Here is a 16,657-nt window from a genome sequence, read left to right as displayed (position 1 = left end):
GCAATTGATTAGCACTGCACGCGAGATGCTTCGGCAAGCTCAGCATGACGGCCAACCCCAATTCAACTAATCATGCGAATCATACGTCCTTCCCGCTTCCTGGCCCTGCCCGCCGCGCTGGCCCTGCTGCTCACCGCCGCCGGCTGCACCGACCTGGACGCGCCCATCGAGTCGGAATACACGCCCAGCAACTTCCTGACCACGCCCGAGCAGTTCATTGCTGCCTCCGGGCCGGTGTACAGCCAGATGCGCGGCGAAGTGGCCAAAGCCTACTGGAACCTGCAGGAGCTGAGCACCGACGAGGCCGTCATCGTGGCTCGCAACGGCAACTACTACGACGGAGCCCGCTACCAGCAGCTGAGCTTGCACACCTGGAACCCGCAGAACGAGTTTGTGCGCGTGGCCTGGGAGTGGGGCTTCAGCGGCATCAGCACCTGCAACCGCACCCTGGCCCTGTTTCAGAATACCGCCGATGGGGCCTTCAAAACCCAGTTTACGGCCGAGCTGCGCACCATGCGGGCCCTGTACTACTACCTGATGATGGACGCCTACGGTAACATTCCGCTGGTGCCCGAGTTTGGGAGCACCGCTCAGCCCGCCAACGCCACCCGTCAGCAGGTGTTCGAGTACATTGAGCAGGAGCTGAAAGCGGCCCTGCCCAACCTGTCGGCCGAGGTATCGGCCCAGACCTATGGCCGGCCCACCCAAAGCACCGCTCAGGCCCTGCTGGCCAAGCTCTACCTGAACGCCGAGGTGTACATCGGGCAGCCCCGCTACACCGAAGCCATTGCCGCCTGCAACGTGCTCATCAAGAGCCGCAAGCACAGCCTGGCCGCGAATTACCTGGACGTGTTTGCCGTGGAAAACGGCCCCCAGGTCAGTGAAATCATCTTCGCCGTGCCCTTCGACGCCAACCTGGCCCAAGGCAACATGATGTCCCGCTTTGCCTTGCACCAGCAGATGAAGGACAAGTTTGGCCTGCTCTTCACGCCCAGCAACGCCAGCCTGACCTGGCCCGAGTTCTTCGCCCTCTACCAGGAGCCCACCGACACCCGCAACCAGCAGTGGCTTTCGGGCAAGCAGTACCTGAGCGACGGCCGCACGCCGGTATTGATTTCGACCACCAAAAAGGGTCTTGACTCGCGCTACACCGGTGCCGACGGCAACGCGGCCGTCAGCTACCATTTGGAGCTGTCGGACCGGCTCACCTTCCGCGACGCGGCCAAGTTCGACGTGGGCAACGACGAGCTGGGCAAGGCCCAGGGCACCCGCAACATCAAGTATTACCCCGACAAATCCTCCACCTCCCGCGACCAGGGCAACGACCTGGTGCTGCTGCGCTACGCCGATGTGCTGCTGATGAAGGCTGAAGCCCTGCTGCGCGGCGGCCAGGACCCCGACGGTGCCACGGCCCTGAGTCTGGTGAATCAGGTGCGCAGCCGGGCGCAGGTGCCCGCTTTCACGTCCCTGAATCTGAATACGCTTTTTGAGGAGCGCAGCCGTGAAATGGCCTGGGAAGGCTGGCGCCGCACCGACCTCATCCGCTTCGGTAAGTGGGAAGCGGTGTGGGGTCAGGGCATGAAAACCAACGCCGAGACGCACCGCCGCCTGTTCCCCATTCCCGCTACCGAGCTGACGCTCAATACTAGTCTGAAGCAGAACCCCGGCTACTAATCTTCCTTCGTTTTCTTTCCTTCATAACCACTACACCCGCATGAAAAACCTTCCTTCCAAAGTGGCGCTGCTGGCCACCGGCCTGGCCCTGTCGGGTCTGAACAGCTGCAACGTGGCCCCGAACCAGGCCGAAACGGTAGCACCCCGCGCCACCTACTCAGCCGACGCCACGGCCGCTTTCAAAGCCAGCCTGGCATTGCGCTGGGCCCCCGTACACTACCAGGATACCGACGTAACCGGCGACCATGGCCTGAGCGGCAAGGGCGACTACCTGACGGCCATCAACTACGACGGCGACTGGAGCGGCACCAACAACTGGAACAACCTGACCCGCTTTGCCGCCACCGGCCACGGCTACTACTCGGTGGTAGAAACCGGTACCCACTGGTTTGTCACCTACGCCTTCTTTCACCCCCGCGACTGGACCGACAACCCGTTTCTCTATAACATTGATGAGCACGAAAACGACCTGGAAGGCCTGCTGGCCGTGGTGAAGAAAGACGGCAGCACCTACGGCAACCTGCAGGCTATTGTCACGGTGGCCCATTCGGATTTCTACTCCTTCGTGCCGGCCGGCTCCCCATTGCAGGCCAACCAGGAAGACATTGACGGCACCCTGAGCCTGGAAAGCTACAACGGAGAGCTGCACCCCGTAACGGCCCAGGAGGCCAAGGGCCACGGCCTGAAAGCCTACCCGTACTACAAGCTTAATGGCGACGGGATTAAGTACTTCCCCACGGCTGCTACCGCCGAGGCCCCTGCCAATGCCGACGACCGGGACGTGAAATATAAGCTCGTGGATATTTTCGCGGCGGGTGGTCTGTGGGAGCAGCGTACCAACACGGCCCTGTTCACTTCGGCCGGCGGAGGATTTGTGAAAAGCTACGGCAACGGCGGCGCCAACGCCCCCTGGGCCTGGGACGACGGCAACGATGTACCCGGCCGTGGTGAGCTGGCCACCGACCCTGCCAAACTGGTTAACAGCTACTTCAAAAATCTGGGCACATTCGACCTGAATTACCTCGATAACAAATACAAAGGAATCGGTCAGTAAAGTCCCGCAAAACAAGCTGGTCTGAGGGGGCGAAAGCACAAGTGTTGGCAATGCTCCGGTTGGAGCCTCATGGAGGAGTGGCAGGGCCGGAAGGGCCTTAACCACCTCAGCCGGAGGTTTCGGCCGGAGCATTTGCCTTCTGCGGTGGGGTAGCAGCAGGGTAGCTCCGCACCCAACCAGTTTCGAACAGCTTGTCCGGAAATGGACAGGTTTTAACTCCCAGGTAAGATGTTTATAGTTTGTATTGTATTGATTTATAGAATTTTATATAAATGGCACGACCGTTGGCTGACAGCTAGGGAAACCCTTTCCTCCCTGTACGAAAATGGACAGAGCCATTTCCCAAACCACCCAAGTCTGGCGGCGCCGCCGCCGCTGGTTGCTAGCGGCGGGCCTGCTGCTGGTGCTGGCAGCGGCCCTGCTGGCCTTTCGCACCTTGCTGCGGCCCAGCCTGAGCCGGAGCGCTATTCTTACGGCCCGCGCCGAAACCGGCGACGTGGAAGCCTCCCTCACGGCGGCGGGCGTTATTATTCCGGCCCACGAGGCCGTATTGACCAGCCCTATCCAAAGCACCATCCGGCGGGTGGCAGTGGCTGTGGGCAGCCGGGTGCAGCCGGGCCAGACGATTCTGGAGCTGGACCGGGAACTTACTACCACGGCTCTGGCCAAGCTCCAGGATGAGCAGCAGCAACACCGCAACAAAACCGGCCAGCTCCAACTCAGCCTCGAAAAAGCTCTCAACGACCTCCGCGCCCAGCAACTGACCCAGCAGGTGAAAGTGCGTAGCCTGCAGTCGGCGCTGCGCGACGAGCAGTACCTGCTGAAGATTGGGGGGGGCACCGCCGAGAGTGTGCGCCAGGCCGAGCTGAACCTGCGCCTGGCCCAGCTGGAGCAGCAGCGCCTCACGGAGCAAATTCGCAACCAGCGGGCTGCCAACGCCGCCGACGTGCGCGAGCTGGGCTTTACCATGCAGATTCAGGACCGCAGCATCCGAGAGCTGGCCGGCAAACTGCAGCAGGCCAACATCAGCAGCCAGCAGCCGGGTGTGCTTACCTGGGTGAACGAAGATCTGGGCACCACCGTACAGGCCGGCGACCCGCTGGCCCGGGTGGCCGACCTGAGCCGCTTCCGGGTGCGCGCCACCATTTCCGACGCCTACGCCGATGCCCTGCACCTGCAGGACCCGGTGGTTATCCGCATCAACGGCACCGATTTGCGCGGTACCATCAGCACCATTAGTCCGGCCGTGGAAAAGGGTGTGGTAACCTTTTACGCCGCCCTGCAGCAGGACCACCACCCGGCCCTGCGCGCCAACCTGCGGGCCGATGTGTTTGTGGTAACCCAAGCTCACCATGGGGTGGTGCGGGTGAAAAACGGCCCCTTTTACCAAGGCGGCAAAGAGCAGCCGGTGTTCGTGGTGAAGGAGGGCAAAGCCCGGCGCCGCACCGTGCAGTTCGGGGCCAGTAACTTCGACTACGTGCAGATAACCGGCGGCCTGGGGGCGGGGGAAGAAGTAGTGGTGTCGGATATGAAAGACTACGCCGATACGCCCGAACTCATCCTTCACGACTAGCGGCCATGCAGCATCTCCTCTTCACCTCGGCCTCCTGGATTGTAAAGACGCGACTCTTCAGGTCTCTTGCCAGAACGACTCGGCCAAAACTACCTCAGCACGTACTGAGACGCCACATGGTGCCTCTCGGCACCGGACTGTTGCTCCTGCTCACGACGCCTGCGCTGGCCCAGAGCCAGCCGGTGCCGCTCACCCTAAACCAGGTAATTGACCAAGCCCTGCATGAGTCGGCGGCGGCCCGGCAAGCTCTTACCACCCGCGACAAAAGCTACTGGCAGTGGCGCACCTACCAGGCCAACTACCGGCCGCAGCTGGGGCTGCAGGGTACGGTGCCCGGGTTTAGCCGCGTAATTACGCCCGTGGTGCAGCCCGATGGTACCACCGACTTCCGGGCCGTGCGCATCAACAACTCCAACCTGGCCCTCACGGTGAGCCAGAACATTGGCCTCACGGGCGGGCAGCTGTTCGTGGCCTCGGAGGTGCAGCGCTTCGATGATTTCAATGGCCGCCTGAAACGCTACAACAACCAGCCCGTAGCCATTGGCCTTACGCAGCCCCTTGGTAAGTTCAACGCCCTGAAATGGGACCGGCAAATTGAACCCCTGCGCTACGAGGAAAGCCGGCGCCAGTACGTGGAGGAGCGTGAAACCATTACCCAGCGCATTACGGAGCTGTATTTTGATGTGCTGGAGCAGCAGGTAAACGCCGAAGTGGCCGGCCAGAACGTGCAGGCCAATGAGGAGCTGCTGCGCATTGGCAAGGAGCGGTACCAGCTCGGCCGCCTTTCCCAAAGCGACTTGCTGCGGCTGGAGCTGAACCTGCTGAACGCCCGCCAGGCCCGGGCTCAGGGCCAACTGGATGCCCAGAATGCCGCCGTGAGTCTGCAGAGTTATACCGGCCTGCGCGCCGATGCCCTGCGTCTGGCTGTGCCCGAGGTGGCTCCCCGGCTGATGGTATCCGTGGAGCAGGCGCTGGTGCAGGCCCGCCAGAACCGCAGCCTGGTACTGGCCTTCCGGCGGCGGCTGTTGCAGGCCGAGCGGGAAGTTGCCCTGGCCCGCGGTACTACCGGTCTCCAGGCGGTGCTTTCGGCAAACCTGGGCTACGTAAATCAGGCCGGCAACCTCTGGGACACCTACCTGGCCCTGCAGAACCAGCAGCAGGTGCAGCTAACGTTTGCCCTCCCGCTCCTGGATTGGGGCCGGCAAAAATCCATTGTGAAAACCGCCGCGCTAACCCGCCGCCAGGTGCAAACGGACGTGGCCCAGGAAGAAGCCGGCTTTGAGCTGAGCGTGCAGGTACAGGCCACCCAGCTGGCCACGCTCAGCCAACAGCTGGACCTGGCCGCCCGCGCCGACACCCTGGCCCAGCAGCGCTACACCATTGCCCAGGCCACCTATAAAGTGGGCCGCATCAGCCTCACCGACCTCACCATTGCCCTGGCCGAAAAGGACCAGGCCCGCCGCGCCTATATCCGGGCCCTGCGGGCCGCCTGGGTGGCGCATTACCGCCTGCGGGCCCTCACGCTCTACGATTTTGAGCGGCAACTGCCGTTGGCAGCCCAGTAGGCCTGCCCAACTATAGCAACTGGTTAGCCGGCCGATTTTCAGCCATACACAAACCGCCGTGCCCGGCGTATTCGGGCACGGCGGTTTGTGTATGGCTGAAACGGCTGCCTTGGTCGCTACCAGCCAGCTGCTTACAGCATCATGCCGCCCGTGGCTTCGAGGCGCTGACCGTTCAGCCACCGGGCGGCATCGGTGCAGAGGAAGGCCACCAGGCCGCCGATGTCGTTGGGCTCGGCCACGCGGCCCAGGGCGGTAAGCTGGGTCACGTAGGCCCGGAGCTCAGGCGTATCCGGCATGGCGCCGCCCCCAAATACGGCCCCCGGCGCCACCACATTGGCGGCAATGCCCCGGCTGCCCAGCTCCAGGGCCAGGTAGCGCGTGAATACTTCCACCGCCCCTTTCATGCTGGCATAGGCCGAGCTTCCGGCAAACGCCACCCGGGTGGTAGCGGAGGAAATCGTAATGATTCGGCCCCCGTCGCGCAGCAGGGGCAAGGCCTTTTGCGTGAGGAAGTACACGCCCTTAAAGTGAACGTTGAGCATCTCGTCGAACTGCGCCTCGGTGTTCTCAGCAATAGGGGCGCTCAGGCTGGTGCCGGCGTTGTGGATGAGAAAATCGAATCGGTTGGTGCCGAAAGTATCGGCTAGCACCGTGGTAACCTGCGCGAAAAATGCCTCAAAGGAACTCACGTCGGCCACGTTCAGGGGCAGGGCCACAGCGCGGCGTCCCAGGGCGGCAATTTCGGCCACCACGGCGGCGGCTTCGTCCTGCTGGCTACGGTAGGTCAGCATTACGTCGGTGCCCTGCTGGGCGAGTTTCAGGGCCATGTCTTTGCCCAGACCCCGGCTGCCGCCGGTAACAAGGGCTATGCTGGAAGTATGCATAAGGATGTGCGTTTGTGGTGTTACTTGAACACGACAAAGGTCACGGCCCCCGCTGGCTGGGGTGTTGTATACGCCAATCAGCTTGTTGTAGAAATCAAACCGGCCCGGCTTCCTGCTGCCGAAATGTGCCGGGGGGTACGGCAGCGTAGCGGCGGAAAAAGTGCGAGAAATGCGCCACGTCCACAAAGCCCAGGCTGTCGGCAATTTCCCAGAGGGTCCAGTCCGTCTGGCGTAGCAGCACCTGGGCTTCCTGCGCCAGGCGCCCACCGATGAGGTCGGTAGTGGTGCGGCCAGTGCTGTCCTTGAGCACTTTATTAAGGTGATTAACGTGCACGGCCAGGTGGTTGGCAAACTCCTTGGCCGTGCGCAGCGGCACGCGCTGCTGGGGTGTGGTAACGGGAAACTGCCGCTCCAGCAGCTCCACAAACCGCGACGACAGCCGGGCCGCCGCCGAGTGCGCGGGGTGAAGCACGGTAGCGGGCTGCCGCTTCTGGCCCAGGTGCAGCAGCTCCAGCACGTAGGCCCGCAGCAGGTCGTACTTATAGGCGTAGTCGGAGGCCAGCTCGGCGCGCATCTGCGCGAAAATGGCCGCCGTCCGGGTAGCCTCAGCCGGCGTCAGCTGAAACACGGGGTAGCCGTCGGCCCGGAACAGGGGCAATTCATCGGGCGTGGTCCCGCCGAGCACGGGTAGTAGAAATTCAGCCGTGAAAAGGCAAAACTGTCCCAGCTGCGGTTCGGTCGGCTGCCAGTGAAATGGCACCTTCGGCGTCGTGAATACCAGGGCGTCGGGCGCAATGTCCATGGTTTGGTCGGCATACCCGGCGCGGCTGTGGCTCCGCAGAATGCTGATTTTGTAGAAGGACCGGCAAGTGTAGGGCGTGGCGGGCGGGGCCAGCGTAGGCTCCCAGAGGTCGGCTATATCAAACACATTGAAGTGGCCGGCTTCGCGCTGAATACCGCCGGGCAGCAGCGCGTGCAGGTCGAGGCCCGTGCAAGGAGCCAGTTCCTGGTACAGGTCGTGCAGGGCAGTCGTCGTCATGGTCGCCGGATACTTGTAGAATTCAACGCCTACCCAACTCCAGGGGAGCTGAAAAGTTTGCCTGGGCTTTAAGGAAAAGCGCCCGTGGTTTCTGCCCCGCTGCCAGCCTCTCCGGAGTGCAAGCTGAAAACCATACGACCGGGCCTTTATTTTCGAACACACTGTCCGTTTTCGGACATGATTTGCAGTAGTGTGAAGGCTTGTATTTGATATAAAATTAAGAAAATCAACAGTTTATGAATTTGGCACAGCGCTTGGCCTTACCACCGGGAAGGCAGCATCGAACCACCCAAAACCGGACACTTCGATGACATCCTGCCCATCCAGACCTTTTAGCTTCCCAGCTCTCATGGAAAACATTCTCACGCAGACTACCGCCCGGCCCCAGGCCACTGCCCCGGCCCCTGTTACCTCCGCCCAGCCCGTTATCCAGCTGCGCGAGATTGAAAAGATCTACCAGACCAAAACCATCGAAACGGTAGCCCTCAACCGCGTCAACCTGACCATCAACAAGGGCGAATTTGTGTCGATTATGGGGCCTTCGGGCTGTGGGAAGTCGACGCTGCTCAGCATTATGGGGCTGCTGGACGAACCCAGCGGAGGAGTAATTGAGCTGGATGGCCGCCCGGTGCAGGCCTATTCCGATAGAGAGCTGGCCGCGTTGCGCAACCAGAAAATCGGGTTTGTATTTCAGAGCTACCACCTCATCAACGACCTCTCGGTGCTGGATAATGTGGAGCTGCCGCTGCTGTACCGACCCGGGGTAGGCGGCAAGCAGCGGCGGGAGCGGGCCTACGCCGCCCTCGATAAAGTGGGCCTGAGCGCCCGCACCGGCCATTTTCCCAGTCAGCTCTCCGGGGGCCAGCGCCAGCGCGTGGCCATTGCCCGGGCCCTGGCCGGCCGGCCCGAAATTATCCTGGCCGATGAGCCCACCGGTAACCTCGACTCGGTGATGGGGGAGGAGATTATGGAGCTGCTGCTGAACCTGAACCGGCAGGAGGGTACCACCATCGTGATGGTTACCCACGACGAGCAGCAGGCCCGCCGTACCCAACGGCTCATCCGCTTCTTCGACGGCAGCCAGGTCAGCTAAGATTCAGCGAAAATCCATAGCCTGTCCCTGGCCTGCTGCACCACGTGCAGACGCCAGATAAAGCATGACGGGCAGTAGTAAACCATAACGTCCGCTATGAAAACGCTTGCTTTTCCTCTTTCCGATGCTGCTTTGGTAGCGGCCTGCCGCCAGGGCAATGCCGCTGCGCAGGAGCAGCTGTACCAACGGTTTGCGCCCAACATGCTGGCTCTTTGCCTGCGCTACCTGCGACATGAGTTCGATGCCGAAGATGTGCTGGCCCGGGGGTTTGTGAAAGTGTTCCGGGGGCTGCATCAGTTTGCGGGCACCGGTAGCCTGGCTGGGTGGGTGCGCCGCATACTGGTGCACGAATGCCTGAGCTACCTGCGTCGCCGCGAGATGCTGACGCTTAGCCTGGAGGACTGCTACACTGGCCATTTGGCCACCGAGCAGCCCTCCGCCGAGGTAGAACTGCAGGCAGCCGACCTGCTGCGGCTGGTGCAGGGGCTGCCTGCTGGCTACCGCACCGTTTTCAACCTCTGTGCGCTGGAAGGCTATACCCACCCCGAGGTGGCCACACTACTGGGCATTTCGGAGGGTACCAGCAAGTCGCAGCTCAGCAAGGCCCGGGCTCTGCTGCAGCGGCAGGTAACCACCATGTATTCTTCTCTCCCAATTTCCTACTCCTACGCTCATGTTGCTTAGCTACCTCAAAATTGCCTGGAAGGTGCTGCTGCGGCGCAAGTTTTTCACTTTCATCAGCCTGTTTGGCATCAGCTTCACACTCATGGTGCTGCTGGTGGTGTACTCACTGTTCGACCACTTTCTGGGGCCACACTACCCCGAAACCCGCAACAACCGCATGCTCTACGCCAACTTCCTGAACATGCGCTTCAAGAGCGGCGGCAACCAGAACTCGCCCCCCAGCTACTACCTGCTCAACCGGTTTGTACGCACCCTCAAAGAGCCCGAGCTTATTTCCATCAGCTCTCAGTTTGCACCCGCTTCGGCTTATATCAGCGGCAAAAAGCTCAAGCTGGATCTGAAGTACACGGATGCGCCGTTCTGGCAGCTGCTGGAATTCAACTTTCTGGAAGGTAAGCCCTACACGGAGCCAGATGTTCGCTCGGCGGCCCACGTAGCCGTTATCAATGAAGCCACGGCCCGCCAGTATTTTGGCCTGAGCCGTGGGGTAGTGGGTAAAACCATTGAGCTGGACCAGACCCGCTACCGCGTAACGGGGGTAGTGGCCGATGTACCCGGCATGCGCATCAATACCTACGCCGATGTGTGGGTGCCCATCAGCCTGAGCACGGAAGACCTGCAGCGCACCGAGTTTACCGGCAACCACGTGGCCCTGCTGCTGGCCAAAAGCCCTGCCGATGTGGAGCAGATGGAGGCCGAGTTTGACCGCATGGTGCGCGCCATTCCCAACCCCGACCCCAAAAACATTGAGCAGATCAATTTTCACGCCGACCGGATGCTGGCCTCCATTGTACGCCCCCTCACCGGTACCTACAACACGAGCAAGGGCCTGACCATGTTCTACTCGGCCATATCCCTGCTGACGCTGCTGTTCATGCTGCTACCAGCCCTGAACCTGGTAAATGTAAACGTCAGCCGGATTATGGAGCGTAGCTCGGAAATTGGGGTACGCAAAGCCTTTGGCGCTACCAGTGGGGCCTTAGTGCGGCAGTTTCTGGTCGAGAACATTTTTCTTACGCTGGTAGGGGCTGTGGTAGGGCTGGCACTGGCCTGGGGGAGCCTGCAACTGCTCAGTAACAGCTCATTGGTGCCCTACGCCCAGTTCGGGCTCAACTGGCGGATCTTTGGGTGGGGCCTGTTCATCAGCCTGGGGTTTGGCCTGCTTTCGGGCGTGTACCCCGCCTACAAGATGTCGCGGCTACAGGCCGTGCAGGCCCTGCGTAGTGCCAACAGCAGCAAGTAACCTCCTTCATCCTTTCCTAGACTCCCTGCACCATGTTACGCCATTTGCTTACCCTGATCTGGAATCGGAAGCGAGCCAACTTCCTGCTACTCACCGAAATCTTTTTTGCCTTTATTGTACTGTTCGTTATTGGCAGCCTGCTCATCTATAACCAGGTAAACTACCGCCTGCCCCGGGGCTTTGAGTACGAAAATTCCTGGGAAATGACGCTGAACCCCGCCGGCCAGGCCCGGGAGCAGCAGCACACGGCGCTGCTGCAGGTAGTGCAGCGCCTGCGCACGTTGCCAGGCGTGGTTGATGTGGCCCGCCACAGCAGCAATACACCTTTCTCGTTCAGCAACATGAACACCATCTTTCCGCACAACGGCAAAGACACGCCCCTGACCGAAATATATGAGGTAGACGACCACGCGGCGAATGTGCTGGGCCTGCAGCTGGTGGAGGGCCGTTGGTTTGACCGCCGCGACGATGCCGTGGGCTCGGCTAAACCCGTTGTGGTGACCAAAGACTTCCGCGACGCCGTATTTCCCGGCGGCAAAGCTGTGGGTGAGCTAATGGTGCGCGACAAGGACAAGCTCCGCATCATTGGGGTAACTACCACCTACCGCCCGGCCAACGACTACGCCGATGGCTCCCCGGGTATGTTCATGCGCACCACCGACCTGGATTCCGTAAACTACGGGTTGCCGGTGCTACTGGTGCGGGTGCAGCCGGGCTCCGATGCCACCCTGCAGGAACGAGTGAGCCGGGAAATTGCCACCATCACAGGCGGCTGGAAAACCGACATCCAGCCGTTGCCCGAAAAGCGCATTCGTAAGCTCAAAACGGTGTTGGTGCCCGTCATTGGGCTGTCGTTGGTAGGGTTGTTTCTGATTCTGAACGTGGCCCTGGGCCTGTTTGGAGTGCTATGGGTAAACATCAGCCAGCGCCGCGCCGAAATAGGTCTGCGCCGGGCCATGGGCGCCACCGGCTCAGCCATTAGCTGGCAGTTTCTTACCGAAATGCTGCTGCTGACAACGCTGGGGGTAGTGCTAGGCGGATTGGTGGCGGTGCAGTTTCCGCTGTTGGGAGTGCTGGGCGTACCCTCCGTTACCTACTTGCTGGGCATGGGTGCCGCGGCCGTACTCATCTACCTGATTACGGCTCTGTGCGCCTTCCAGCCCAGCCGGCAGGCGGCTGGTATTCATCCGGCCGTGGCCCTGCGGGAGGAATAACGGCCGGTGGAAGGCAGGCGGCATCCTGCGCCGCCTAACTGATATTTGCCGGTAAATCCCGTCCTTCGCCCACTCTGCGCTATGATTCTGATTATTGACGACGATGTAGCAGTACGCACCTCGCTGGGGCTGCTGCTGAAGCAGGCTGGTTACGCGGCCAAAGCCGTAGCCACGCCCACCGAGGCCCTGCGCCTGGTGGAGGAGGTCCCCCCCCGCCTGGTGCTGATGGATATGAACTTCTCCCTGGATACCAGTGGCCACGACGGCCTGCAACTGCTAGCCCAGGTGAAGCGCTTGGCCCCTGCGCTGCCAGTTATTCTGATTACCGGCTGGGGCAGTATTGCCCTGGCCGTGGAAGGCATGAAGGCTGGTGCCGCCGAGTTCATCACCAAACCCTGGCAAAACGACTCTCTGCTGCAAACCATCCGCACCGTGCTGGCCCTGCACGAGCCCGATACCGAAACTGACCCGGCCGCCCTTTCGCGCCGGCAGCTGGACCGGCAGTACGAGCTGCGCGCTATTGTGGGCCAGGATGCGCGCCTGCTGCAGGTGCTGCGCAACGTGGGTCAGGTAGCCGCTACCGATGCCTCTGTGCTCATCGAGGGCGAGTCGGGAACGGGTAAGGAGCTGATTGCCGAGGCCGTGCACCAGAACAGCCAGCGCCGCCGCCTCCCCTTTGTGAAGGTGAACCTGGGCGGTATTTCTGCTTCCTTGTTCGAGAGTGAAATGTTCGGGCACCGGCGCGGTGCGTTTACCGATGCCAAAACCGACCGAGTGGGCCGCTTCGAGCTGGCCAACGGCGGCACTATCTTCCTGGATGAAATCGGGGAGCTGGACTTGAGCAGCCAGGTGAAGCTGCTGCGGGTGCTCCAGGACCGTACCTACGAGGTGCTGGGCGACAGCAAGCCCCGCCGCCTGGATATCCGGGTGATTTGCGCCACCAACCGCAACCTGGTGGAAATGGTGCAGCAGGGCCGTTTTCGGGAAGATTTATTCTACCGCATCAACCTCATTACCGTGCGCCTGCCCGCCCTGCGGGAGCGGCCCCAGGATATCCCGCTGCTGGTGCAGCACTTCGTGGATGGGCTGCGGGCCACCTACAACCGCCCGGCCCTGAAAGTGAACACCCGCGCCCTGCACTGGCTGCAGGAACAGCCCCTGCCCGGCAACATCCGGGAGCTGAAAAACCTGGTGGAGCGGGCCGTGCTGGTGAGTGGCAAGGATGAGCTGGGCCCCGACGACTTCCAGGCTCAGTTCCAGCGCCTGCCCCCGCGCCCCGCCGACGCCGGGGAGCTACCCGAGCCCGGCACCATTACCCTGGAGGAACTGGAGGCCCAAATGATTCGCCGGACCCTGGAACACTACCACGGTAACATCAGCCGCGTAGCTAAAGCCCTGGGCCTTAGCCGGGGCGCTTTGTACCGCCGCCTGGAGAAATATGCCATTCCGTTTGATGCGGAGTGACAAACCGCTTCCAAACCGTCATCCTGCGCGCCGCGAAGTACCTTATAGCAGTTCAACAAATTCTGCTACCATGACAAGGCCCTTCGCTCCGCTCAGGATGACAAGCCGGTTCCTTCTAGCTTCTCAGCTCCTCCTAGCTACTCCATTCCCCACCTATGACCCTGCGCGTCAAGTTTCTGCTGTTCGTTGTCATCATTCATGCCGTGCTGGTTGTGCTGGCGGCCCAGGTGATGCGCACGAATGCGCCGCTGTTTGTGGGGCTGGAGGTGCTGCTGCTGGTTAGCGTCGGACTAACGGTGCAGCTGTATCGAGGCTTCGTGCGGCCGTTTCAGCTGATTGCGGCGGGCACAGAAGCCATCCGGGCCCGCGACTTCTCCATGAAATTTGTGCCCGTGGGGCAACACGAAATGGATCAGCTCATTGGGGTGTACAACCACATGATAGAAGAGCTGCGCAAGGAGCGCGTAACCCAGCACGAAAAAAGCTACCTGCTGGAAAGCCTGATTCAGGCCTCCCCGGCCGGGGTGCTGCTGCTGTCGTTTGAGGGGCGTATTGAAGGCGTAAACCCGGCCGCCGAGCGCATTCTGGCGCAACCCTCGGGGGAACTGCTGGGTCAGTTGCCGGCCCACCTATCCGGCCATTGGGGACCGGCGCTGGCGGCTCTTGCCGGCCAGGAGCCGCGGGTGGTGCAGCTGTCGGGGCTGCAGACCTACCGGGCCAGCTGCTCCCACTTCATCGACCGGGGCTTTCAGCGGCAGTTTATTGTGCTGGAAGAGTTGACCCAGGAGTTGATTCAGCAGGAAAAGAAGGCCTACGAGAAGCTGATCCGAATGATGTCGCACGAGGTGAATAACTCCATTGGAGCCATTAACTCCCTGCTGCAAAGCTTCCACCATTATGCCCCCCAGCTCCGGCCCGCCGACCAGCCCGATTTTCGGGAGGCCCTGGATGTAGCCATCAACCGCAACACCCATTTAGCCAACTTTACGGCGGGCTTCGCCAACCTGGTGCGCCTACCGCCTCCGCAGCCCCAGCCCACCAACGTGCACGAGCTGCTGCACTCCATTGAGCGGCTGCTGCACGTGCAGGCCGGGCGGCGCCGCATCCGCTGGCATTGGTATCTGGCGCCAGAGCCCCTGCTCGCTACCCTCGACCCGCTGCAACTGGAGCAGGCCGTGCTCAACATCTGCAAGAACGCGCTGGAGGCTATTGGCGAGAACGGTAACATCTGGCTTCGTACCACGCTCAGTCCACCCACAATCTGCATTGAAAATGACGGCCCCCGGATTGACCCCGAGGTGCAGCGCCGCCTGTTTACACCCTTCTTTAGCACCAAGCGCGACGGTCAGGGTATTGGCCTTACGCTAATTCGGGATATTTTACTGCAGCACAATTTTCGGTTTCAGCTGGAAACCCAGGCCAACGGCCGCACGGCATTTACCATCTGGCTGTAGGCAGAAAACCGGCTGGCTATTGAACGCGCCGCCACAGTACGCAGGCCAGCCACCAAGGGCTAGCTGATGGTATTGGATTACAACAGCTGCAGCCGCCGCGTGTAGGCACCACAGCGCACCAGGTACACGCCCGCCGGCAACGTCGGCAGCTGAAGTCCCTGGGCCTCGTAGGCGGGCCGGGCGTTGGCCACCACTAGGCGGCCCAGGGCATCGAATACCTGCACGGGAGCAGCATCAGGCAGGCCGGTAGCCCACACCGTGCCCTGACTGGGGTTGGGCCAGATGGTGAAGGTGCCCGCAGAGTGCTGGGCTACATCGTGGAGGCTGGCCACAAGGAGGCGGGAGGCAAAGTACTCGTAGTATCGGCCACCAGCGGGCAAAGCCGTGGCGCCCAGCCTGAAATCAGGGCCTTCGTAGGAGCCAACCAGGCGTACGTCGCCGGCCGGAGCCAGAGCCAGGCCCCTGGCCGACTCATCCCCCGCACCCCCGCCGCCCAGGGCCCAGCGCCAGGTGCCAGCCGTATCCAGCTGGGCAACAAACAAATCGGTTTTGCCCTGGGTGCTTACCGGAGGTAAAGAGCCGAACTGCAGTTGGGGGCTGGCAAAATTGCCGGCCACGGTAAGGGTGCCATTGGGAGTCAGGGTCAGAGCCAAGCCACTATCAGCTCCGTTGCCGCTCACGCGCCGGGCCCATTGCCACTGCGCCCGAGCCGAGAGCTTGGCTACTACGATGTCGGAGCTGTTGGTGGCGGCGGGTAGCGTGAGGGGCCCCAGCGTGGCCTGCTGGCTACTGATACTGCCGGTGAGGTAGCAGCTGCCGGCCGCGTCTACTGCCAGGCCCTGGCAGCGCGATACGCCGGCTCCGCTCCGTACGGCCCATTGCCAACGGCCATACTGTGCGTCCAGGCGAGCCACAAACAACCGTTCACCCGCACTTCCCGGCAGGGCTATCTGGTCGAAATGTGGGCCTTCACCGTTGAAAGTACCTGCCACGTACACATTGCCGGCCGCATCCAGGCCCACGGCAGTTCCGAAGTCATAAGCCCGATTGTCGCCCACCACCCGGGCCCACTGCCACTCTCCGGCGGCATCCAGCTTGGCCACAAAGGCATTGTAGCCGCCCCAGCACGCCACCGAATGCAGGCCAAACGCTACGCCGTACCCCAGCAGCCCGCCCGTTACGTAGGCGTTGCCGGCCGCGTCCACGGCCAACGCCTGTGGGTACACGTAGTCGGTGGCGCCGCCCGCCGAAGCTACCCGCTCGAATCGGCCGTCGGGGCTTAGGCGAGCCACGAACAGGCTGGGGCCGTTGCTGATGTTCTGGAGCAGCAGGGAGCCAAACGTGGCCGTATAGCTTTCGAACTGACCCAGCACGTGTAACCGGCCACTGGCATCCAGGGCAACAGCAGTACCGAAATCAGAGCCGCGGCCCCCGGCCTGCACGGCCCAGGCATAGGTGCCATCGGGCAGTAGTTTGGCCACGAAGGCGTCGTAGTCGCCGGCGGTAAGCGTAGTGCTGCCCAGCGTAAGCGTGCCCCGGAAGCTGCCGGTTACAAATGTGTTGCCGGCTGCATCGGTAACGGCCTGGTTTCCATAGCTCTGCGCCTCAAAGGTGGCGGGTTGCCGGCCGGGGGCCGCCCAGGCAAACGTGGGTACCTGGGCCCGGACAGCAGGGCCCGCTCCCAGTAGTAAAACTAACAATACACACGTGAGGAGT

13 protein-coding genes are annotated in these 16,657 nt (G+C 61.9%); 10 read left to right on the top strand and 3 right to left on the bottom strand.

The features are described from left to right. Window positions 1-72: 72 nt before the first annotated feature. The 4 genes from EI290_RS08580 to EI290_RS08565 all read left to right on the top strand — a co-directional run bounded on the left by EI290_RS08580 (window position 73) and on the right by EI290_RS08565 (window position 5,866). A complete protein-coding gene (locus EI290_RS08580) occupies window positions 73-1,674 on the top strand; it encodes a RagB/SusD family nutrient uptake outer membrane protein (RefSeq protein ID WP_125428697.1) in 1,602 nt (533 codons plus the stop codon). Between the two features lie 40 nt (window positions 1,675-1,714). Next, window positions 1,715-2,728, top strand: coding sequence for a hypothetical protein (locus EI290_RS08575; RefSeq protein ID WP_125428695.1), 1,014 nt, complete (start codon window positions 1,715-1,717; stop codon window positions 2,726-2,728). A 325-nt stretch (window positions 2,729-3,053) separates the two neighbouring features. After that, window positions 3,054-4,301, top strand: coding sequence for an efflux RND transporter periplasmic adaptor subunit (locus EI290_RS08570; RefSeq protein WP_125428693.1), 1,248 nt, complete (start codon window positions 3,054-3,056; stop codon window positions 4,299-4,301). 116 nt (window positions 4,302-4,417) lie between these two features. Then, the gene (locus tag EI290_RS08565; RefSeq protein ID WP_125428691.1) at window positions 4,418-5,866 is read left to right on the top strand and encodes a TolC family protein; all 1,449 of its coding nucleotides are present in this window, start codon (window positions 4,418-4,420) and stop codon (window positions 5,864-5,866) included. Window positions 5,867-5,997: 131 nt separating this feature from the next. Here the strand turns inward: EI290_RS08565 and EI290_RS08560 are convergent, their stop codons facing one another. Both EI290_RS08560 and EI290_RS08555 read right to left on the bottom strand, forming a co-directional pair. Continuing rightward, a complete protein-coding gene (locus EI290_RS08560; RefSeq protein ID WP_125428689.1) occupies window positions 5,998-6,750 on the bottom strand; it encodes an SDR family NAD(P)-dependent oxidoreductase in 753 nt (250 codons plus the stop codon). A gap of 94 nt (window positions 6,751-6,844) precedes the next feature. Next, window positions 6,845-7,789, bottom strand: a complete 945-nt coding sequence (locus tag EI290_RS08555; RefSeq protein ID WP_125428687.1) for a helix-turn-helix domain-containing protein — start codon at window positions 7,787-7,789, stop codon at window positions 6,845-6,847. A gap of 349 nt (window positions 7,790-8,138) precedes the next feature. Here EI290_RS08555 and EI290_RS08550 point away from each other — a divergent pair, with 349 nt between their 5' ends. From EI290_RS08550 to EI290_RS08525, 6 genes are all read left to right on the top strand, one after another. Continuing rightward, window positions 8,139-8,882, top strand: a complete 744-nt coding sequence (locus tag EI290_RS08550) for an ABC transporter ATP-binding protein (protein ID WP_125428686.1) — start codon at window positions 8,139-8,141, stop codon at window positions 8,880-8,882. Between the two features lie 96 nt (window positions 8,883-8,978). Beyond that, a complete protein-coding gene (locus EI290_RS08545) occupies window positions 8,979-9,566 on the top strand; it encodes an RNA polymerase sigma factor (protein WP_125428685.1) in 588 nt (195 codons plus the stop codon). Beyond that, on the top strand, window positions 9,556-10,809 hold the full coding sequence (locus tag EI290_RS08540) for an ABC transporter permease (protein WP_125428683.1): 1,254 nt from the start codon (window positions 9,556-9,558) through the stop codon (window positions 10,807-10,809). Before EI290_RS08545 ends, EI290_RS08540 begins: the two co-directional genes overlap by 11 nt. Window positions 10,810-10,841: 32 nt before the next feature. After that, window positions 10,842-12,023, top strand: coding sequence for an ABC transporter permease (locus tag EI290_RS08535; protein WP_125428681.1), 1,182 nt, complete (start codon window positions 10,842-10,844; stop codon window positions 12,021-12,023). 81 nt (window positions 12,024-12,104) lie between these two features. Next, complete coding sequence (locus tag EI290_RS08530) at window positions 12,105-13,487, top strand: sigma-54-dependent transcriptional regulator (protein ID WP_125428679.1); 1,383 nt, start codon at window positions 12,105-12,107, stop codon at window positions 13,485-13,487. 155 nt (window positions 13,488-13,642) lie between these two features. After that, a complete protein-coding gene (locus tag EI290_RS08525) occupies window positions 13,643-14,941 on the top strand; it encodes a sensor histidine kinase (RefSeq protein ID WP_125428677.1) in 1,299 nt (432 codons plus the stop codon). Between the two features lie 77 nt (window positions 14,942-15,018). Here the strand turns inward: EI290_RS08525 and EI290_RS08520 are convergent, their stop codons facing one another. Then, on the bottom strand, window positions 15,019-16,641 hold the full coding sequence (locus EI290_RS08520) for a T9SS type A sorting domain-containing protein (protein ID WP_185816906.1): 1,623 nt from the start codon (window positions 16,639-16,641) through the stop codon (window positions 15,019-15,021). Window positions 16,642-16,657: the final 16 nt, after the last annotated feature.

The organism is Hymenobacter metallilatus (genome assembly GCF_003944705.1).
GTDB lineage: Bacteria > Bacteroidota > Bacteroidia > Cytophagales > Hymenobacteraceae > Hymenobacter > Hymenobacter metallilatus.
The sequence above is the reverse complement of the archived record's forward strand: the minus strand, read 5'-3'. Positions and strand labels throughout refer to the sequence as shown.